We start from the raw sequence: 19,941 nt of genomic DNA, 5'->3' as shown, positions 1-19,941 counted from the left end.
AACAAGTTCGACCGACTCGATCGCATTCTCAAAGAAACCCACAAAGGGTTCAAATAAGCTCTACTGGCTTAGTTCATCAAACACACTGTTGAGTTCTCAAACAACACGCGACACCGTCGCACTGAATCTTCAAAGCTTTTTGTTTCCTGATGAAGAGAAGCCTCTACCCCTACTGATTTCGTAGTGGTGGTTGGCGACCCTACTTCAGGGCCGTCGCAGTACATTACCTGGTCCGGTTCGCGGTGTCAACCGCCCGACCCTGGTTCCGTCCGCCGGGGCTCTCACCCCGTCAGCCCGGTCTCCCTGGCGACGAAGAGAAGATTACATGTGCCGAAACCCCCCTGAAACAGGGGGGTCCCCTAACCAGATACCCGCAGGTCAGAGCACTGGCAACAAGGTGCGCAGCTCATACGGCGTGACCGCGCTGCGGTAGTTGTCCCACTCGACCCGCTTGTTCCGCAGGAAGAAGTCGTAGACGTGTTCGCCCAATGCCTCGGGCAGCAACTCCGAACGCTCCATCTCCGTGAGCGCTTCGCCGAGGTTCTGCGGCAGCTGGTCATAGCCGGCGGCCTTGCGCTCGGCGTCGGACAGCGACCAGATGTTGTCCTCGGCCGGCGGCGGCAGCTCGTATCCCTTCTCGATGCCCTTCAGGCCCGCGGCGAGGACGACCGAGTACGCGAGATACGGATTGCAGGCCGAGTCGAGCGTGCGAACCTCGACCCGTCGTGACGAAGCCTTGCCCGGTGAATAGTTCGGCACCCGGACCAGCGCGGAGCGATTGGACCTTCCCCACGACACGGTGGTCGGGGCCTCTCCCCCGCTGATCAACCGCTTGTAGGAGTTGACCCACTGGTTCGTGACCGCCGAGATCTCCCGTGCGTGGTAGAGCAGGCCTGCCACGAACGCTTTGCCTGTCTCCGACAGTTCGAACGGGTCCTCGGGGTTGTGGAACGCGTTGCGGTCGCCCTCGAAGAGCGACACGTGGGTGTGCATTCCCGAACCCGGTTGGCTGGTGAACGGCTTGGGCATGAAGGTGGCGCGGACCCCCTGGGTGAGCGCGACCTCCTTGATCACGTACCGGAACGTCATGACGTTGTCGGCCATGGTCAGCGCGTCGGCGTAGCGCAGGTCGATCTCCTGCTGGCCGGGAGCGCCCTCGTGGTGACTGAACTCGACGGAGATGCCCATCGCTTCGAGTGTCTCGATCGCGTGCCGGCGGAAGTGCGTCGCCGTCGCGTGGCTGGCCTGGTCGAAGTACCCGCCGTTGTCGGCCGGCTCGGGCTCTGTCCCGTCCTCCGGCAGACTCGACAACAGGAAGAACTCGATCTCCGGGTGCACATAGCAGGTGAACCCCGCTTCCCCGGCCTTCGAAAGCTGGCGGCGCAGCACGTGCCGGGGATCGGCCCAGGAGGGCGAACCGTCGGGCATCGCGATGTCGCAGAACATCCGCGCCGAGTAGTGGCCACCCTCCGGCGTCTCCCACGGCAGCACCTGGAACGTGGAGGGGTCGGGCTTGGCGATCATGTCCGATTCGTAGACGCGCGCGAAGCCTTCGATGGCCGACCCGTCGAATCCGATCCCGTCGCTGAAGGCACCCTCGAGCTCCGCCGGGGCCACGGCCACCGACTTGAGGAAACCCAATACGTCGGTGAACCACAGACGGACGAATCGGATGTCGCGTTCTTCCAGCGTGCGCAGCACGAACTCCTGCTGGCGATCCATGAGCGCACCCTACGGGCGACGTGTTAACGCCATGTTTCGCGGCTCTCGTTCTGCCCTGACCGAGGGAATCGAGATCGACAACAGTGCAGCAAGACCGCACAACAGGCCCGCCACATACCACGCGATGTCGTAACCACCCGTGTGGTCGTGGATCATGCCGGCGCCGGTGGCGGCGATCGAAGCCCCGATCTGGTGGGCGGCGAACACCCAGCCGAAGACGATCGGACCTGTCAACCCGAACCGCTCGCGGCACAGGGCCACGGTCGGCGGGACGGTGGCCACCCAGTCGAGGCCGTAGAAGATGATGAACGCCCACATCGGCGGTTCGGTGGTCGGCGCGAACAGGTGCGGCAGCATGAGCAGCGAACAGCCGCGCAGGAAGTAGTAACCGCCGAGCAGCCAGCGCGGATCGATGCGGTCGGTGAACCAGCCGGAAGCGATGGTGCCCGCGACGTCGAAGAGACCGACGAGTGCCAGCAACGACGCGGCGGTGGTCGGCGGCATCCCATGCTCGTGGGCCGCGGGCACGAAATGGGTTCCGACCAGGCCGTTCGTCGATGCGCCACAGATCGCGAACCCGGCGGCGAGCAACCAGAACACCGGGGTGCGAGCCGCGTCGCGAAGGACATTCAGTGCTCGTCGGGCCGTGCCGCGCGCCGGTGCGGGACGCTCCTCCGGCTCAGCCGCGCCGTAGGCGGTCGTGCCGACATCGCTTGGGTGGTCACGCAGGAAGAGCAGCACAACCGGGACGACGACCAGTGCGGCCGCGGCGACGGTCAGGGACGCCGAACGCCAGCCCTGGTGCGTGGCCAATGCGGCGATGAGCGGCAGGAAGACCAGTTGCCCGGCGGCGCCCGCGGCCGTGAGGACACCGCTGACCAGGCCCCGGTGCTTGACGAACCAGCGACTGGTCACGGTGGCGACGAAGGCGAGCGCCATCGAGCCGGTGCCGGTGCCGACGAGGACTCCCCAGAGCAGCAGGAGTTGCCAGCTCGCGGTCATGAACACGGTGAGCCCGCTGCCCGCGGCGACCAGAACCAGCGCGCCGGCCACGACCCGGCGCATGCCGAGCCGCTCCATCAGCGCGGCGGCGAAGGGCGAGATGAGGCCGTACAAGATCAGGTTGATCGACACGGCAGCCGAGATGGTCGTGTTGGACCAGCCGAACTCTTCGTGCAGCGGATCGATGAGAACGCTCGGCGCGGCGCGGAAACCGGCGGCCCCGACGAGCGCGACAAAGGCCGCGAAAGCGACCAGCCAGGCGCGGTGGATCCGCGGGCGAGACGGTGCGGAAGTGGTCACCGGATCAGCTTCCGGACTCTTGCCGACCAGGGCGAGTGGCCGAAGCGCCAATATATGCAAAAATTCGGCCATGCACAGAGTTGTCGTACTGGCGATCTCCGAAGTGATCGGCTACGACCTGAACATCCCGCCGCAGGCGTTCTCCTCGGCGAAGCGGGATGGGCAACCGCTCTATGACGTGCGGATCTGCGGCGTCGACGATGAGCCGGTGCGCGTGACGCCCGGGTACACGGCGCATTTTTCGCATGGCCCGGAGGCACTGGCGGAGGCGGACACAGTGGTGATCCCTGGCACCCGCGTCGAGGGACCGCGGCGGATCGGGACGCTGCCGGAGAAGATCGCCGAAGCGCTGGCCATGATCCCGGCCGGTGCGCGGATCATGTCGATCTGCACCGGTGCCTTCGTGCTGGCGGCCGCCGGCCTGCTCGATGGCCGGCGCGCGACGACACATTGGGCGCACGCCGCGGAGTTCCGGCGGCTGTACCCCCGCGTGGAACTGGACGAGAACGTGTTGTTCGTCGACAACGGGGATCTGCTGACCGCGGCCGGCCTGTCCGCGGGGATGGATCTCTGCCTGCACGTGATCCGGTCCGACCACGGCAGCGCGGTGGCCAACACCGCCGCGCGGTACTGCGTCGTGCCGCCCTGGCGAGACGGCGGGCAATCACAGTTCATCGACCACCCGACGCCCGATTCCGCGGTGGGCAGTACGGCGGCGACGAGGGCGTGGGCGCTGGAACGGCTGGGCGAGCCGTTGGATCTGGACACGCTGGCGCGGCACGCGCGGATGAGCGTGCGCACGTTCAGCAGGCGCTTCCGGGCGGAAACCGGGCTGTCGGCACGGGCATGGCTGAACCAGCAACGGGTACTGCGGGCACGGCAGTTACTGGAGACGACCAACCTGGCCGTGGACAGGGTGGCGGCCGAGGCGGGACTCGGGACGGCGGCTTCACTGCGGCAACATCTCAACGCGGCGATCGGGGTCTCGCCGCTGGCGTACCGGCGCACCTTCTCGAGGCCGTGACCGGCAGCGCTACGGTTACCTCCATGCTCCGCCGCCGCACCGCCGGTGTCCTCGTGCTGCTCCTGGCGCTCGCCTGCGGCTGCAGTGCCTCCCCGGACACCCGCGGCCCTCTGCCCGACGGGACCACGATGGTCCACGACGCCGCGACGTCACTCGAACAGCTGCATAGCATCCAGTTCGACTTCAGCGTCAGCGGCACGATCCCCGGGCTGGACGTGCGCGAGGTGAAGGGGCAGGCGAGCCGCGACGGCGGGCGGTACGGGACGGCCGTCGGGCAGGCCGACATGCAGGAATCGACGAACCGTTTCGAGCTGCAGTACGAAATCGACGGCGACACGCTGCGGCTGACCGACCAGCACGGGACGTCGACCGACGAGCCGGTGCCGGCCGAGTACAACATCGTGGCGCTGCTCGACCCGCAGCACGGGCTGCCTTCGTTGCTTCGCGCGGCCACGGGCCTGAAGACGGAGACGAAGGAAGACGTTCAGGGTGTGCAGACGTACCGGGTGACCGGCGAGCTGACGCAGAGCGCGGTGTCCGGGCTGCTGCCGGGAGTCCAGTCGGATGTCGACGTGAAGTTCTGGGTCACGCAGAGTGAGCCGCGGGCGCTGGTGCGGGTGTGGATGCAGGTTCCGCCGCGGCAGCCGAACGAGGGCGCCGTGATGTTGGAGCTCGGGCTGTCCCATGCGAACGCGCCGATCTCGTCGACGGCGGCCGGGTGAGACAGTAGTAAACGCACCTTGCTCGTTTTCGCAGGTGGGGCTAGGTGGGGCAGCGGGTTCCGGGCGGCGGGAGCGTGCCGTCGACGAGGTAGGCCAGGCCGTTGACGTCGACGCATTGATTCCCGTGCAGGAAGGCCGTGTGCTGGGCGCCCTCGTAGGTGAGCAGGCCACCGCCTAGGTCGCCGGCGAGGTTGACGCCCGCCTGATACGGGGTGACCGGGTCGTTGACGGTCGAGACGATCAGCGGCGGGGGAAGCCCGGGCGTGGCTTGGTGGGGCGGCGGGAAAGTGCTCGCCACCGGCCAAGAGCCGCAGATGTCCGGCTCGCCTTCGTCGGGCCGGCCGCCGCCGAGGAAGGGGGCGGCGACGGACATGCGCTGGTGGATCGTGGCGATCGCGTTCGCGTCGGACACACGAGGGCCGTCGACGCAACGCACCGCGTAGTACGCGTCCTGCAGCGACGAGTAGTGCCCGTCGGGGCCGCGGTCGTAGTAGCCGTCCGCGAGTTGGAGCAACTGGCTGCCGTCACCGGCGCGGAGCAGGTTCAGCCCGCTGTTGAGCATCGGCCACGACTGCTGCGAATACATCGCCTCGACCACGGCGGTCATGGCGTCGTCGTAGGAAAGCTTCCTTCCTCCCCCGGCGTCGGCGGGGGTTTGCCGGAGTGGGGCGGTCAGGTCCTCGAAGGCCTGCGTGGCGCGCGACGGGTCCGTTCCGACGGCACAGTCCGCGTGTTTCGCGCATGCCGTGGCGAACAATCCGAATGCCTTGGTGAAGCCGGCGCCTTGGGCGACGAGTGAATTCGGCTGGCTCTCGCCGGGATCGATCGCGCCGTCGAGCAGCAGAGCGCGGACGTTGCCGGGGAACGCCTCCGCATAGTCATAGCCGACCTGCGTCCCGTACGAATAGCCGAGATAGCTGAGTTTCTTGTCGCCGAGCGCCGCGCGCAGCACATCGAGATCCTTGACGACATCCCGCGTCCCGACGTTCGCGAGTACGTCGGCGCCGGTGCGCTGCGTGCACTTGTCCGCGAAGTCCTTCGCCTGCGCCGTCAGCGCCGACGCCGAGCCGGGCGAAGTTCCGTCGCCCAGATTGTTTTCGCGCTCGGCGTCGCGCTCGGCGTCGGTCAGGCAGTGCACGCGCGGCTGACTCGCGCCGACCCCACGCGGATCGAACCCGACGAGGTCGAACCGCAGGCCGATCGCGTTGTTCGCGACCATCGGCACCAGATGCGCCGCCGCCTCCATCCCGGAACCGCCCGGCCCGCCGGGGTTCATCACCAGCGAGCCGATCCGGTCCGCCGGGTCGGAAGCCTTGTGCCGCAACACACCCACGGTGATCGTCGGCCCCTGCGGGCGGGCGTAGTCGAGCGGCACGGTCAGCCGCGCGCACTCCACGCCGGGCGTGCGGAACGCGTCCTGGCTCTGCTCCCCCGTCGCGTAGGAACCGCAGTCGCCCCACGCCAGTTTCTGGTCGTAGAACCGGTCAAGCGCGTGCACATCCGCGACCGGCGAAGACTGCGGAGACTTACTCGGAGCCTGCGCACCACTGCACGCGGTCAGCGCGCACAACACCAAGCCCAGGACGGCCGGCAGCCGCAAGCGACGGAAACGCATCTGTCACATCGTGCCAGCTCCGTCACTGTGCGGCACAGCGCTTGCCCGCCGCCGGCAGGGTCCCGTCGACCAGATACGCCGTGCCCGCGTCGTCGACACAGGAGTTCCCTTGCAGGAAAACGGTGTGTTGGGTGCCTTCGAACGTCAACAACGCGCCGTTCATCGCCTTCGCGAGGTTCACCCCCGCTTCGTAGGGAGTGGCAGGATCGTTGGTGGTCGAGATCACCAGTACCGGCGGCACTCCGGCGACCTTCGGCTCGTGCGGTTCCGAGGTGTTGGGGACCGGCCAGTACGCGCAAGCGTCGAGCGCGGCACCGTTCGGCCTGCCGTCGTCGAGGAAGGGCGCGACCTGGTCGTACTGGTTTTCGGCGGAGAGGATCTCGTTCTTGTCCGTCACCCGCGGGTCGTCGACGCAGCGGACGGCGGTGAACGCGTCCTGGGTATTGGAGTAGTGGCCTTCCTGGTCTCGCTCGTTGTACTGGTCGGCGAGTGCCATCAGCGTGGTGCCGCGGCCGCGCTTGAGCTCGTTGAGCCCGGAGTTCAACGGCTGCCAGAGCTGCTGCGAATACAGGGCCTGGATGGTGCCCAGCGTCGCGTCGTCGAAGGTCAGCTTGCGGCCGTCGCCGACGTCGACGGGATTGTCCAGCAGTGGGCGGACGAGATCCTGAAAGGCCTTGGTCGCGTTCGCCGCATTCGTGCCGAGCGCGCAGTCCTGCCGGGCGGCGCACCAGTTGCCGAACTGGGTGAACGCCTTGCCGAAGCCCGCGCCCTGGTTGACCAGAGATTCCGTTTCGTCCTCATTGGGATCCAGCGCACCGTCGAGCACCATCGCCCGCACGTTGTTCGGGAACGCTTCGGCGTAGGTGTAACCGATCCGCGTGCCGTAGGAGTAGCCGAGATACGTCAGCTTCTGTTCGCCCAGCGCGGAACGCAGCACGTCCATGTCCCTGGCGACGTCCCGGGTGCCGAGGTTGGCCAGCATCGCCGTGCCGTGGTCGGTGCGCTGGGCGCATTTGGCGGCGAAGTCCTTGGATTCCGCTTCCTGCTTCGCCACGCCCGCCGGCGAGCCGTCGGTGTCGAGATCCTCCGCGCGCTCGGAATCGCGCTCGCCGTCGGTCAGGCAGGTGACCTCCGGTTCGCTGGCCCCGATTCCCCGCGGGTCGAAACCGACCAGGTCGAACCGTTGTCCCAGCTCGGAGTTCGACATCTGCGAGGACAGGCTCGCCGCGGCGACCATGCCGGAGGCGCCGGGTCCGCCCGGGTTCATCACCAGCGCGCCGATCCGGTTGCCGCTCGCCTTGTGCCGCAGCACGCCGATCGTGATCGTGTCGCCCTGCGGGGCGGCATAGTCCAGCGGCACGGTGAGTCGCGCGCACTGCAGACTGTCGCTACCAAAGAGGGATTTGGCGTCATCCGTAGTCGCGTAGGGTGCACACTCGCCCCAAGCCAGCGGCTGCGCGTAGAACTTGTCCAACCCGGCGGGCACCGGACCCACCGGGCCCCGCGATTCCGTCTGGTTCTGCTCCGGCTGCGGCGTGCTCGAATGCTCCGACGTGCATGCGGCGAGCGGGGTCAGCAGGCAGATACCGGACAGGACGGCTACTCGCACGGTTCGCGACCGGGCTCGCTGTAGGAGGGGCACGGCGTGATCGTGCCATCCTGGCGGGGAACACACGACCACCACCACCACGTTGCCGGGTGGACGGTTGGAGAGAGACAGGAGACCGAGGGTGCCCGCACTGATCAGCCGAATGGGGAAGCAGCTGCGCCGGCTCATCGAGCGTCCGGCCAGCATCGAGCTGACCCACTACGAAGGGCTGCTGCCGGCGATCGGCGAACTCGAGGCCGAGGTCGAGCAGCTCAGCGACACCGAGCTGACCGAACGCGCGGCGAAACTGCGGCTGGAGGCGGGCTTCGGCGACAAACAGCTGATCGAGGTCTGTGCGCTGGGCCGCGAGGCCGCGCGGCGTGCGCTCGGCGAGCGAGCCTTCGACGTCCAACTGCTCGGCACCATGGGGCTGCTCACCGGGCATGTCGTGCAGATGGAAACCGGTGAAGGCAAGACGCTGGCCGGTGCGCTGGCGGCCGCCGGATTCGCCTTGCAGGGCAAGCGGGTGCACGTCGTGACGGTCAACGACTACCTCGCCCGTCGTGACGCCGAGTGGATGGAGCCGATCTACAAGCTGCTCGGCGCGACGGTCGGCTGGGTGGATCCGTCGCTGAGCCGCGAGGAACGGCGCGCGGCGTACGAGTCCGAGGTCACCTACGGCGCCGTGAGCGAGATCGGGTTCGACGTGCTCCGGGACCGGCTGGTCACCCACGTCGAAGACCTGACACAACCCGAACCCGAGGTCGCGATCGTGGACGAGGCGGACTCGGTGCTTGTCGACGAGGCGCGGGTGCCGCTGGTGATGGCCGGTTCGGTGGACCACGCGGTGGCCGACATCGAGGTGGCCGACGTGGTCCGCCGGCTGCGGCTGGGGCTGCACTACGAGACCGACTCCGACGGCCGCAACGCGTGGCTGACCACAGCCGGCGCTTCGGTCGTGGAGAAGGCGCTGGGCGGGATCGACCTCTACGGCGACTCGGGCTCCGAGCGGTTGGCGGCGGTGAACGTCGCACTGCACGCGCACGCTTTGCTCACCCGTGACGTCGACTACCTGGTGCGTGACGGCAAAGTACAGCTGATCAACACCTCGCGCGGCCGCGTGGCGGAGTTGCAGCGCTGGCCGGACGGTCTGCAGGCGGCGGTCGAGGCGAAGGAGCAGGTGGCGGCGACCGACCGCGGCGAGATCCTCGACTCGATCACCGTGCAGGCGCTGCTCGCCCGGTATCCGCAGGTGGCGGGCATGACCGGGACCGCGGTGGCGGTGGCCGAGCAGCTGCGCGAGTTCTACCGGCTCGAGGTCGCGGTGATCCCGCCGAACACGCCGAACGTGCGTGAGGACCACCCGGACCGGATCTTCGCGTCACCGTCCCAGAAACTGCGCGCGATCGAATCGGAGATCCGCGAGGTGCACGAAACCGGTCGGCCGATCCTTGTTGGCACCCAGGACGTGGCCGAGTCCGAGGAGCTGGCGGAGAAGCTGGCGAAGGTGGACCTGCCATGCGTCGTCCTCAACGCACGCAACGACGCCGAAGAAGCCGCGATCATCGCCGAAGCGGGCACGTTCGGGGCGGTGACGGTGTCCACCCAGATGGCCGGACGAGGCACCGACATCCGGCTCGGCGGGGGGGACGGCGCGGACCGTGAGCGGGTGGCCGATCTTGGGGGCCTGCACGTGATCGGCACCGCGCGGTACCCGTCGAGCCGGCTGGACGGGCAGCTGCGCGGACGGTCCGGACGACAGGGCGACCCGGGTAGCGCGGTGTTCTTCGCCAGCCTGAACGACGAGCTCGTGCTGTCGAACGCGCCGGACGTGCCGGACGGGATCCAGGCCGACGAGGAGACGGGTGAGATCACGGATCCGGCGGCGCAGCGGCAGATCAACCACGCGCAGCGGGTCGCCGAGGGCGTGCATCTGGAGATCCACCGCAACACCTGGCGCTACACGCGGCTGATCGAGCATCAGCGGCACGAGCTGCTCAAGCACCGCGACAAGCTGCTGCGGACCGATCTCGCGGCCGAGACGTTGAAGGAAGCGGCGAAGAAGCAATACGAGGAGCTCGAGGAGAAGCTGGGAGAGGAGCAGCTCGAGCAGGTGTGCCGCGAGATCATGCTGCTGCACCTGGACGCGCTGTGGTCGGATCACCTCGCGTTCCTCACCGATGTGCGCGAGAGCATCCACCTGCGGGCGCTCGCGCGGGAAACGCCGCTGGACGAGTTTCACCGGCTGGCGATCCCCGAGTTCCGCAAGATCGTGCCGGCGATCGAGGAACGTTCGCTCAAGTCGTTCGAGGATCTCGAAGTCACCGACGACGGCGTGGACCTGGCGGCGTCGGGGGTGCGGCGACCCAGCTCCACGTGGACGTACCTGGTGCACGACAACCCGTTCGACTCCGACTTCGAGCAGACGCTGAAGCAGGTGCGGAGCCTGCTGAGCCGCAAGAAGGGCTGACCCGGGGAGCAAGGGATGTTTGCTACGGCTTGGGCGTAGTAAACATCCCTTGCTCGGTTCCGTGGGGCACATTTCGGCTGTGGTGATCCGACCGTTGGGTGAGAATGTCCGTATGCCGCAACTACGGATCGCGCTGGCTCAGATCAACTCGACAGTGGGCGACGTCCCGGGCAACGCCCAGTTGCACGTCGACTGGGCGAAGAAGGCCGCTCAGGCGGGGGCCCACGTCGTGGTTTTTCCCGAGATGTCCCTGACCGGTTACCCCGTCGAGGACCTCACCTTGCGGGCCACGTTCGCGCAGGCGTCCCGGCAGGCGGTGGATGACCTGGCGCGGCGGCTGGCCGAAGCCGGCTGCGGCGAGTTGCTCGTGTACATCGGATATCTCGACCTCGACGAGGTCGGCCCTCGCGACGCCGCGGCGGCGCTCTACGGCGGCGAAGTGGTGGCGCGTCAGTTCAAACACCACCTGCCCAACTACGGCGTTTTCGACGAGCAGCGGTACTTCAAGGCCGGGCGGACCCTGGACGTGGTCCGGCTGCACGGGCTCGACATCGGCATGGTGATCTGCGAAGACATCTGGCAGGACGGCGGACCCGTGACCGCGCTCGGTCAGGCCGGGGTGGACCTCGTGGTGGCGCCCAACGCCTCGCCGTACGAACGGTCGAAGGACGACATCCGGCTTCCGCTGGTCGCCCGGCGGGCAGCCGAGGCGAATGCGCCATTGGTTTACACCAACTTGGTCGGCGGTCAGGACGACCTGGTCTTCGACGGGGATTCGATCGTCGTCGGCGCGGACGGGGAACTGCTCGGGCGCGCGCCGCAGTTCGTGGAGCACCTGCTGGTCGTCGATCTCGATCTGCCGGCGGGCGGCCACAGCGCCGAGGGCGAGTTCGAAGGCATGACAGTGCGCCGGCGGGTACTCGGCAGCGAACCGGTCCCCGCGTACGAGCCGATCGCGGAAGCGCCGATCAGCGAACCGCTCTCCGACGAAGCCGAGGTGTGGTCGGCGCTCGTCGTCGGATTGCGTGACTATGTGCAGAAAAACGGTGCCCGCTCGGTGATTTTCGGTTTCTCGGGCGGAATCGACTCGGCGGTATCGGCCGCGCTGGCGGTGGACGCCCTGGGGCCCGACTGCGTGTACGGCGTATCGATGCCTTCGCAATATTCGTCGGAGCACTCCAAGGCGGATGCGGCGGAACTCGCGCGGCGGCTCGGCTGCCATTTCCGGACCGAGTCGGTCGCTGACATGGTCCGGGTGTACGTCGACCAGCTGAATCTGACCGGGCTGGCGGAGGAGAACATCCAGGCACGCACCCGCGGGATGCTGCTGATGGCACTGTCCAATCAGGAGGGTCACCTGGTGCTGGCGACCGGGAACAAGACCGAGCTGGCGGTGGGTTACTCGACGATCTACGGCGATGCGGTCGGCGCGTTCGCACCGATCAAGGACGTGTTCAAGACGCACGTCTGGGAGCTGGCGCGCTGGCGGAACGCGGAAGCCGAGAAGCGCGGGGAGATGCCGCCGATCCCGGAGAACTCGATCACCAAGCCGCCATCGGCGGAGCTGCGGCCGGGGCAGCTGGACAGCGACTCGCTTCCAGATTACCCGCTGCTGGACGACATCCTGGATGACTACGTCGAGGGCGACCGCGGGTACGCGGACCTGATCGCGGCGGGGTTCGACGCGGAGACGATCGACCGGGTGCTCCGGATGGTCGACCACTCCGAGTTCAAGCGACGGCAGTACCCGGTCGGCACGAAGATCACCTTCAAGGCCTTCGGCCGGGACCGGCGGCTCCCGATCACCAACGGATGGCGTGAAGGTACTCAGCGCTGACCTGCGTGTTTGAGCAAGGTGGCTTTACTACGGCTGATCCGTAGCAAAGCCACCTTGCTGCGTCAGGTGCTGGTGTGGTCCGACGGCTTGGCGCGGGATGGTGCGCAGGAGCGCCCAGGCGGTGGCCTGGTTCGCGGTGATGACGGGTTTGCCGAGGTGCCGTTCGGCGGGGGCGATGAGATCGTAAGTCGGCAGGCCGGTGCAGCTGATGAAGACGGCGTCGGCGTCCGGATGATCGCCCGCGAGGACAAGATCGGCGACTCGGTCGTAGGTCACGTGCGGGAGTTCGGCTGCGGAGAGATCCAAGCCCTTGAGTGAGACCACATGGAAACCGGACTTCGTCAGGTATGCGCGGAGGCGTTCGCCGACCTCCGCCGAGTAGGGGTGGACAACGGCGACCCGGCGAGCGTCGACAGCGGCGAGTGCTTGGGTCATAGCGGCGGCTGTGGTCAGCGCGACCGGCGCACCGCAGGCGAGCATCTTTTCGCGCAACGCACGCTCACCTTCGGGGCCACCGACGAAGCTGCAGGCGGTGCAGGCGTAGATCACCGCGCGCACGTCGAGCATGCAGAGTTCTTTGGTGGGCCGTGCCAGGTAGCGAGGAACGTTTAGTTCGGTGACGAGCTCCTGCGGGTCACTGGTGGCGATCGGCTCGGTTCGCGTCAGGTAGAGGGTGACGTCGGGCGGCATCCAGCGCCACAGCTCCCGATCACGGGTGAAGTCGAACGACGCCACCACACCGACGCCGATCTGCGGCTCGGGTCCTGGAATGCGGTCCATCGTCCCGAGGGTAGGGAGGTGCGTTTGCTACGGGATCACGCCATGCCGGGTGACAGCTCAATCCCGGGAGCAAGGTGCGTTTGCTCCGGGTTCCGGGCGGGCGGGTCAGGCCGGACGCGAGGTCAGAAGGCGGCGCAGGGCGGCTGGAGTTTTGCCGGTCTGGGCTCGCACTGTCCGGGTCAGGTGCGCCTGGTCGGCGAAGCCCAACCCGACGGCAAGTGCGGCCAGGTCTGACTCACCGGCTTCGAGACGATCCAGCGCACGCCCAACGCGGACCCGATTTCGGTAGTGAGTGAGCGAAACCCCCAGCTCGCGGGAGAAGCACCGGCTCAACCGATACGGCGAAACCCCCAGCAGATCAGCGAGCGGGAGTAAGCCCGCGGAGGCCGGGTGATCACACGCGATAACGGCGCGGGCTTGTGCCACCAACGTCCGGTCCGAGGGGCGTGCACCGACCGCGGCACGGCCGAGCGCCACGCCGAGCAGCTCAAGCATGGTCTCAGCCAGGGCAAAGTCGACGTCCTGGCTTCGAGCGGCCGCGAGGAAGTGCCGGTGGGCCAGATCCAGCCGCGCATCGACGTAGACCTCGCGGCCACGAAGGCCACCGGCCGTCGTCGCCTGCCAGAGATCGGGGCTGAACGAGATCGACGTGCACACGTCTCCCCCGGCGGGATGCGCGAAGTACCCCTCGTCGCCAGGCAGGCTGACATAGCCGACTGTCGCGTCGACGTCGGCAACACGCCCCGAGACGCGGCGGCGGAATCGGCCGCGGCGGACCAGAACCAGGCCGTGCCCGGCCCTTTCCTCGGGCGCGGACCAGCCACGGTGGTCGTCACGGCACGCCACCGTGTGCACGACGAACCCGGGCCGGGCGGCCAGTTCAACGGCAGCACGCATGTCCGCAAGCTACGCCCGGGATACGACATTCCGGCGGCGCAAGAATCTTCAAGACCGCGCGCACGACGACGAGCAGGCTGTCGGTACTCCTCGAACGAAGGGAACCGAAATGACAGCTGTACTTTCCGCCGTCGTGATCGACTGCGCCGATCCGGCCGGACTCGCCGGGTTCTACGCGAAGGTCACCGGATGGGACATCACCTCCAGCGATGCGGACACCGCGTATCTGGGTAAGGACGGCGCGATCCAGCTGGGTTTCCAGCGCATCGCGGACTACAGGTCACCGGGCTGGCCCGATGACGCCAAGCATTTCCACCTCGACTTCACCGTCAAGGACCCCGCCGACACCGTCGGTGAACTTCTCTCACTGGGCGCCGCCAAGCCAGAGTTCCAGCCCGGCGGCGAGGACTGGACCGTGCTCACCGACCCCGAAGGACACCCGTTCTGCCTCGTGCCCGAGAATTGACCCCTTATGACTGATCAGGGTCTCGCTGTCTTCACGACAGCGATCGGGCACTGCGGGATCGCCTGGGGCGACCGCGGTGTGGTCGGCGTCTGCCTGCCCGGCCGGAGTGCGGAATCCACCCGCGCGGCGGTGCGCAAGCAGTGCCCCGAAGCCGTGGAAACCGAGCCCCCGCAGCACATCGCGCATGCGATGGACGAGATCGTGGCTCTGCTGCGGGGTGAACGCCTCGACCTCACGGACATCGAACTCGACCTCGAAGGCATGCCGGAATTCCACCGCAAGGTCTACGAGGTCGCGCGGGCGATTCCGCCCGGCAAAACCCTGACCTACGGCGAAGTGGCGGCCCGGATCGGCATGCCAGGATCAGCGCAGGCCGTGGGGCAGGCGTTGGGACACAACCCGATCCCGATCATCGTGCCGTGCCATCGGGTGCTCGCGGCCGGCGGCAAGATGGGCGGCTTCTCCGCACCCGGCGGCGTCGACACGAAACGCCGGATCCTGGTGATCGAAGGCGCCCGGCCGGACGAGCCCACGCTTTTCTAGCCGGGCTCCCAAGGCCTGACCCACGGCGCCGGCAACCGCCGCTCGGCCGCGGCCAGCAACGCGAACGCCGTCGAGCCGTCGAGGTGCTCACGCACGATGTCGGCATGGCCGGCGTGCCGGGCCGTTTCCTGGATCAGGTGCAGCAGCACCCAGCGCACGGACCAGGCCTCGACATCCGCGGGAAACCAGGGCACACCTTTCGGTACCGGAACCGGCCGTCCGAGATCGGGAATGGCCGCGATGGCCGCCTCCGTTTCACGCGCGACACGTTCGTACCGGGCACAGACCTCGGCCAGCGTTTCCCCTTGCGTCAGCTGGAAATCTCCGGAGTACAGATCCCGCACACCTGGTGGAGATTCCGGTCTTTCCCGTTGTAGCAACACATCCAGCCAACCTCGCTCGGTTGCCGCGACGTGTTTGATCAGGCCGCCGACACTCAGCGCGCTTCGGCTCGGCGCCCGGCGGGCCTGTTCATCGGTGAGTCCATACGCGGCGGTGCGGAGAACATGGCGCTGCTGGGCGAGAAAGGCCAGCAGGCCATCACGTTCGTCGGTGACCGGCCGGACGTTGGCGGACATGGGCGACTCCTTTCGCAGATGATCTGCGGACAGGTTCGCACCGGGGTCTGACAGTTTTGCGCGCTGCGGTCATGTTTTGGCTCTGGTAAAGGGAAAAGTTATGACTTGACGAATGGCCGTGCCAGTGAGCATCATGATGAGACGGTCGATGCCGACGCCAAGTCCGCCGGTGGGCGGCATACCGTGTTCAAGGGCTTTGAGGAAGTCTTCGTCGAGTTCCATGGCTTCGGTGTCGCCGCTGGCCGCGCGCACGGATTGGTTGTACAGCCGGGCGCGCTGGTCGAGGGGATCGGTGAGTTCGGTGTACGCGGTACCGATTTCCGCGCCGAACGCGATCAGGTCCCAGCGTTCGGCCAGCCGTGGATCATTCCGATGTGGACGCGTCAGTGGGGATTCTTCGGTCGGGTAGTCGGTGTAAAAGGTGGGCTGGACCGTAAAGGACTCAACGAGATGTTCGAAAGCAGCCACAACCAGCGCGCCCTGACCCGCGTCCTGGTCCACCGGTACTCCCGCCTGCCGGCACCATTTCCGCAGCACGGGCAGCGCCGTGTCCGGCGTGACATGTTCGCCCAATGCGGTGGAAACGGCGTCGTGCACGGTGATCACCGGCCAGTCCCCGCTGAGGTCGTGGTCTCCGTCCGGTCGGCGTGCGACAGGCGCGCCGTGTGCGGCGGTGGCCGCGTCGAGGATGAGGGTACGCACCAGTTCCCGCATGCTGTGGTAATCACCGTAGGCCTGGTATGCCTCGAGCATGGAGAATTCCGGGTTGTGGGTGGCGTCCACGCCTTCGTTGCGGAAGTTGCGGTTGAGTTCGAACACGCGCTCCACCCCGGCCACACACAGACGTTTGAGATACAGCTCCGGCGCGATCCGCAGATACATCCGCTGGTCGTAAGCGTTGAGGTGAGTCAGGAACGGACGCGCGTTGGCACCCCCGTGCACCGCCTGCAGCATCGGGGTTTCCACCTCCAGGAACCCCCGGGCATGCAGGCTGTCCCGGACGGAGCGCACCACACCGCTGCGCAGCCGCAGCATCTCCGCCGACTCCGGGTTCACGATCATGTCCAGATACCGTTGCCGCACCCGGGTTTCCGGATCCGTAAGGCCTTTGCGCTTGTCCGGCAACGGATGCAGGCATTTCGCCGTCACCGTCCACTCGTCGGCGCGGATCGAAAGCTCGCCCCGCTTGGAGGTGATCACTTCACCGGCGACACCGACGTGGTCTCCAAGGTCCACTGTGGAGTGCCACAGGTCGTCGCCGGTGAGCATGAGTTGCAATTCGCCCGTCGCGTCGCGAAGCCGCGCGAAGATCAAGCCGCCGAGGTCACGGATGGCCAGCACCCGGCCCGTCACCCGGACCTGGTACCCGGTGTGGCTGTCCGACGGCAGATCCGGGAACCTGGCACGGATCTCGGCCAGCGTGGTGTCGCGGGTGAACCCCGGTGGGTAGGGGTCGATCCCGGCATCGCGGAGTCGGTCGAGTTTGGCGATCCGCACCTGCATCTGTTGCGGGCGCCGCAGCACCGGCTCCGCCGGCGGGGTGCTGTCGATCTCGCGGACTCTGGCCACGAAATCCTCGCCGACCAGGTCGGTGGCCAAGGCACGGCGGGACGCCCGGAGGCCGGTCGGCAGGAAGCCTTCGAGCGCGCCGGCAACCAAACCGATCCGCGGCAGCCGCCGGGCGGACGTGTAGCACACGAACCGCGGCACCCACTCCGGTCCGTATTTCGCGTTCGACCGGTACAACGACTCCAACTGGAAGAACCGGGAGAACACCCCCAGCACCGCACGCCAGGCCCGCAGCACCGGGCCTGCTCCGATCCGCTCGCCCTCGGCGAATACTGCCCGGAACATCGCGAAGTTCAGCGAAATCCGCTGCGCACCGAATCGGCCTGCCTCTGTCACCACGTGCGTGACGAGGAATTCCGTGAGGCCGTTCTCCGCGCCACGGTCGCGCCTCATCAGATCCAGCGACAGCCCCCGCCGCCCCCATGGCACAAAGGAAAGCAGTGCACGCAGCTCGCCGGCGGCGTCGTACGCCTCGGCCATCACGCACCGGCCGTCGGCAGGGTCCGCCAGCCGCGACAACGCCATCGAGAATCCGCGCTCGGTACCCGCGCCGCGCCACTGCTGCGCTTTCTGCGCAAGTTGGTCCATTTCAGACGGTGGGATGTCGGCGTGCCGGCGCACCTGCGCGGTGTAACCGGCGCGCTCGATCCGGCTCACTGCCTGCCGCACCGAGCGGCGCTCCGGGCCGGAAAGGCGGAAGTCCCGCACATCGAGGACGGCTTCGTCACCGATTTCGAGGGCTTTCAGGCCGGCGCGAGCGTATGCCTTCGCGCCTTGTTCACTCGCCCCCACCACACCCGGAGTCCAGCCGTAGGTGTGCGCCTCGCCCAGCCACGCGGTGATCGCCGACGACCACGACTCGGGATCACCCACCGGATCCGCGCTCGCGATACTCGTGCCGCCGAGCACACGGTAGGTGACGGCGGCCGCGCCGTTCGGCGAGAAGATCACGCTCTTGTCCCGGCGGGTGGCGAAATAGCCCAGCGAATCGTCTTCGCCGAACCGGGCCAGCAACGACCGCACCCGCAGCTCTTCCTCGTCGCTGCGCCGCCGTTGCGAGCGCACGCCACGGAAAAACGTGGACAACGTCGCCACCGCGACAGCCGCGCCACCGAGGTCCAGCAGCAGATCGATCCACGCCGGCCCCTCGCGGACACCGAGCCGGCGCAGTTGCAGCAACTCGCCGGTCGCGTGGTTCGCCGCCCACAGAAAACTGTCCCCCAGTCCCGTGAGCGTCCCGGGGAAGGCCGTCAGCAGCGCCCATCCGGCGAAGATCACCACGACGAGCCCGGTCACGCCGACAACCAGGGCGTGGCGCCACGCTCCCGGCGCGAGACGCGCCGGGAACGCGGTACGCAGCGCGAACAGCAACACGATCAGCCCGATGGAGACCAGTTCCGCCCCGGTCAGCGCCCACAGTGCCACCGGGATGTGGGACCGCTCCCGCCGCGCCAGCGTCAAGGCGTCCGGCGACCACAACAACGCGGCCTGGAACGCCATCGTCGTGAGGAGCCCGCCGAACTGGAACAGCAGCAGCGTGTTGAGCGCGGCTCGCTTCCGCCGCCGAAGCGCCGCGCCCAGCACGGCCAGCACCAGCGCGATCAGGATGTTCGCGTCCACCGGGATGTTCAGCACGCTGAACCCGAGCACCGTCCAGCGGTAGAAATCGCGATGGCCACCCCAGATCAGCAGCGCCACCGACGCCAGCGCACCCAGCTGCACCAGCGTGGCGACCATCCCACCGGCCTTCCGCCGCCAGCGCGGCACCGCTGCGTTCATGGTCACCACCCCGTGTGAAGCTCGTCGCAGGGACTTGGGTGGGGTTGCGGCGCGGTGTCACGCTTGGTTGCCCAGATCCACGACCCGGGGACCCGACGAGGGCCTCGAGGGAAGGTTGGTCGACGATGTCCAGTTCTGGTGAGACCGTGGCGCCCTACGGCAGCGGCCCCAAGTCCGGCGCACCCACGAAGAAGGTGCGCATCCCCCATTTGCAGGAGCTCAAGGACCGCGGCGAGCCGTGGCCGATGCTCACCGCGTACGACATGTACACCGCCGAACTGTTCGACGAGGCGGGCATCCCGGTGCTGCTGGTCGGTGACTCGGCCGCGAACAACGTGTTCGGTTACGAGACGTCGTTGCCGGTGACAGTCGACGAGTTGCTCCCGCTGGTGCGCGCCGTGACCGGGGCGGCCAAGCGTGCGCTGGTGGTCGCCGATCTGCCGTTCGGCTCCTACCAGCTCTCGCCGGAGCAGGCGCTCGCGACGGCGGTGCGGTTCATGAAGGAAGGCCGGGCGCATGCCGTCAAGCTTGAGGGCGGTAGGCGGTTCGCACCTCATGTCGAGGCGCTGACCGCGGCCGGGGTCCCCGTGATGGGGCATATCGGCTTCACCCCACAGAGTGAGCACAACCTTGGCGGGTACCGGGTGCAGGGCCGCGGCCACGCGGGTGCCGAACTCGTCGCCGACGCGCTCGCGCTGCAGGAAGCCGGCGCCTTCGCGGTCGTGATGGAGATGGTGCCCGCGGAGGTCGCGAAGCAGGTCACGCATGAACTGAAGATCCCAACTGTCGGTATCGGAGCGGGGCCGGACTGCGACGCACAGGTGCTGGTGTGGCAGGACATGGCCGGGCTGCGCCGGGGCCGGGCGCCGCGGTTCGTCAAGCGATACGCCGACCTGGCCGGGGCGCTCTCGGGCGCCGCGGCGGCGTTCGCCGACGAGGTGCGCCGGGGTGAGTTCCCGGCACCCGAACACGCCTTCCACTAGCGCGAACGCAAGAAGCGGGGGGCGTTTGCTACGGCCGGATCGAAGCAAACGTTCCTTGCTTCCCGC

At 67.8% G+C, this 19,941-nt stretch carries 15 protein-coding genes; 7 read left to right on the top strand and 8 right to left on the bottom strand.

The window, feature by feature from the left end:
* Positions 1-378: 378 nt before the first annotated feature.
* Both glnA and VHD82_RS16345 read right to left on the bottom strand, forming a co-directional pair.
* Complete coding sequence (glnA, locus tag VHD82_RS16350; RefSeq protein ID WP_325703728.1) at positions 379-1,722, bottom strand: type I glutamate--ammonia ligase; 1,344 nt, start codon at positions 1,720-1,722, stop codon at positions 379-381.
* A 9-nt stretch (positions 1,723-1,731) separates the two neighbouring features.
* The gene (locus VHD82_RS16345; RefSeq protein ID WP_325703725.1) at positions 1,732-3,096 is read right to left on the bottom strand and encodes an MFS transporter; all 1,365 of its coding nucleotides are present in this window, start codon (positions 3,094-3,096) and stop codon (positions 1,732-1,734) included.
* Here VHD82_RS16345 and VHD82_RS16340 point away from each other — a divergent pair.
* On the top strand, positions 3,095-4,048 hold the full coding sequence (locus VHD82_RS16340) for a GlxA family transcriptional regulator (protein WP_325703722.1): 954 nt from the start codon (positions 3,095-3,097) through the stop codon (positions 4,046-4,048). The two genes, VHD82_RS16345 and VHD82_RS16340, sit on opposite strands and share 2 nt — an antisense overlap.
* A gap of 23 nt (positions 4,049-4,071) precedes the next feature.
* Entirely contained in the window at positions 4,072-4,770 is a 699-nt protein-coding gene (locus VHD82_RS16335) for an LppX_LprAFG lipoprotein (protein WP_325703719.1), read from the top strand.
* Between the two features lie 40 nt (positions 4,771-4,810).
* On the opposite strand, the gene VHD82_RS16330 is transcribed toward VHD82_RS16335, so the two are convergent.
* Both VHD82_RS16330 and VHD82_RS16325 read right to left on the bottom strand, forming a co-directional pair.
* Positions 4,811-6,385: an alpha/beta fold hydrolase gene (locus VHD82_RS16330; protein WP_325703716.1), complete on the bottom strand. Its 1,575-nt coding sequence runs from the start codon at positions 6,383-6,385 to the stop codon at positions 4,811-4,813.
* Between the two features lie 22 nt (positions 6,386-6,407).
* Positions 6,408-7,994, bottom strand: a complete 1,587-nt coding sequence (locus VHD82_RS16325) for an alpha/beta hydrolase (RefSeq protein WP_325703713.1) — start codon at positions 7,992-7,994, stop codon at positions 6,408-6,410.
* Positions 7,995-8,115: 121 nt separating this feature from the next.
* Here VHD82_RS16325 and secA2 point away from each other — a divergent pair, with 121 nt between their 5' ends.
* Together secA2 and VHD82_RS16315 are read left to right on the top strand one after the other, a co-directional pair.
* Positions 8,116-10,443, top strand: a complete 2,328-nt coding sequence (gene secA2, locus VHD82_RS16320) for an accessory Sec system translocase SecA2 (RefSeq protein WP_325703711.1) — start codon at positions 8,116-8,118, stop codon at positions 10,441-10,443.
* A 112-nt stretch (positions 10,444-10,555) separates the two neighbouring features.
* The gene (locus VHD82_RS16315) at positions 10,556-12,280 is read left to right on the top strand and encodes an NAD+ synthase (protein ID WP_325703708.1); all 1,725 of its coding nucleotides are present in this window, start codon (positions 10,556-10,558) and stop codon (positions 12,278-12,280) included.
* Between the two features lie 27 nt (positions 12,281-12,307).
* Here VHD82_RS16315 and VHD82_RS16310 read toward each other — a convergent pair whose 3' ends face one another.
* Positions 12,308-13,060 (bottom strand): Asp/Glu racemase, encoded by a 753-nt coding sequence (locus VHD82_RS16310; RefSeq protein ID WP_325703705.1) that lies wholly within the window; start codon positions 13,058-13,060, stop codon positions 12,308-12,310.
* A 105-nt stretch (positions 13,061-13,165) separates the two neighbouring features.
* On the bottom strand, positions 13,166-13,957 hold the full coding sequence (locus VHD82_RS16305; protein ID WP_325703702.1) for an AraC family transcriptional regulator: 792 nt from the start codon (positions 13,955-13,957) through the stop codon (positions 13,166-13,168).
* A 109-nt stretch (positions 13,958-14,066) separates the two neighbouring features.
* On the opposite strand from VHD82_RS16305, the gene VHD82_RS16300 reads away from it, so the two are divergent.
* Both VHD82_RS16300 and VHD82_RS16295 read left to right on the top strand, forming a co-directional pair.
* Entirely contained in the window at positions 14,067-14,423 is a 357-nt protein-coding gene (locus VHD82_RS16300; protein WP_325703698.1) for a VOC family protein, read from the top strand.
* Between the two features lie 6 nt (positions 14,424-14,429).
* Positions 14,430-14,966 carry a methylated-DNA--[protein]-cysteine S-methyltransferase gene (locus VHD82_RS16295; protein ID WP_325703695.1) on the top strand — a complete coding sequence of 179 codons (537 nt, stop codon included), beginning with the start codon at positions 14,430-14,432 and terminating at the stop codon, positions 14,964-14,966.
* On the opposite strand, the gene VHD82_RS16290 is transcribed toward VHD82_RS16295, so the two are convergent.
* On the bottom strand, positions 14,963-15,544 hold the full coding sequence (locus tag VHD82_RS16290; protein WP_325703692.1) for a DinB family protein: 582 nt from the start codon (positions 15,542-15,544) through the stop codon (positions 14,963-14,965). The genes VHD82_RS16295 and VHD82_RS16290 overlap by 4 nt on opposite strands.
* A gap of 69 nt (positions 15,545-15,613) precedes the next feature.
* The gene (gene lysX / locus VHD82_RS16285; protein ID WP_325703689.1) at positions 15,614-18,892 is read right to left on the bottom strand and encodes a bifunctional lysylphosphatidylglycerol synthetase/lysine--tRNA ligase LysX; all 3,279 of its coding nucleotides are present in this window, start codon (positions 18,890-18,892) and stop codon (positions 15,614-15,616) included.
* Positions 18,893-19,017: 125 nt separating this feature from the next.
* Here lysX and panB point away from each other — a divergent pair, with 125 nt between their 5' ends.
* Complete coding sequence (gene panB / locus VHD82_RS16280; protein ID WP_325703686.1) at positions 19,018-19,875, top strand: 3-methyl-2-oxobutanoate hydroxymethyltransferase; 858 nt, start codon at positions 19,018-19,020, stop codon at positions 19,873-19,875.
* Positions 19,876-19,941: the final 66 nt, after the last annotated feature.

Origin of the sequence: Amycolatopsis sp. (assembly GCF_035546795.1) — a bacterium.
Lineage (GTDB): Bacteria > Actinomycetota > Actinomycetes > Mycobacteriales > Pseudonocardiaceae > Amycolatopsis_E.
Note: the sequence above shows the minus strand (reverse complement) of the source record. Positions and strands in the feature narration are given on the sequence as shown.

Coding starts and splice junctions, on each gene's coding strand:
- VHD82_RS16330 (WP_325703716.1), bottom strand. CDS start 6,385: ATGCGTTTCCGTCGCTTGCGGCTGCCGGCCGTCCTGGGCTTGGTGTTG.
- VHD82_RS16300 (WP_325703698.1), top strand. CDS start 14,067: ATGACAGCTGTACTTTCCGCCGTCGTGATCGACTGCGCCGATCCGGCC.
- panB (WP_325703686.1), top strand. CDS start 19,018: ATGTCCAGTTCTGGTGAGACCGTGGCGCCCTACGGCAGCGGCCCCAAG.
- VHD82_RS16290 (WP_325703692.1), bottom strand. CDS start 15,544: ATGTCCGCCAACGTCCGGCCGGTCACCGACGAACGTGATGGCCTGCTG.
- VHD82_RS16340 (WP_325703722.1), top strand. CDS start 3,095: ATGCACAGAGTTGTCGTACTGGCGATCTCCGAAGTGATCGGCTACGAC.
- VHD82_RS16345 (WP_325703725.1), bottom strand. CDS start 3,096: ATGGCCGAATTTTTGCATATATTGGCGCTTCGGCCACTCGCCCTGGTC.
- lysX (WP_325703689.1), bottom strand. CDS start 18,892: ATGAACGCAGCGGTGCCGCGCTGGCGGCGGAAGGCCGGTGGGATGGTC.
- VHD82_RS16315 (WP_325703708.1), top strand. CDS start 10,556: ATGCCGCAACTACGGATCGCGCTGGCTCAGATCAACTCGACAGTGGGC.
- VHD82_RS16335 (WP_325703719.1), top strand. CDS start 4,072: ATGCTCCGCCGCCGCACCGCCGGTGTCCTCGTGCTGCTCCTGGCGCTC.
- VHD82_RS16305 (WP_325703702.1), bottom strand. CDS start 13,957: ATGCGTGCTGCCGTTGAACTGGCCGCCCGGCCCGGGTTCGTCGTGCAC.
- VHD82_RS16295 (WP_325703695.1), top strand. CDS start 14,430: ATGACTGATCAGGGTCTCGCTGTCTTCACGACAGCGATCGGGCACTGC.
- glnA (WP_325703728.1), bottom strand. CDS start 1,722: ATGGATCGCCAGCAGGAGTTCGTGCTGCGCACGCTGGAAGAACGCGAC.
- VHD82_RS16310 (WP_325703705.1), bottom strand. CDS start 13,060: ATGGACCGCATTCCAGGACCCGAGCCGCAGATCGGCGTCGGTGTGGTG.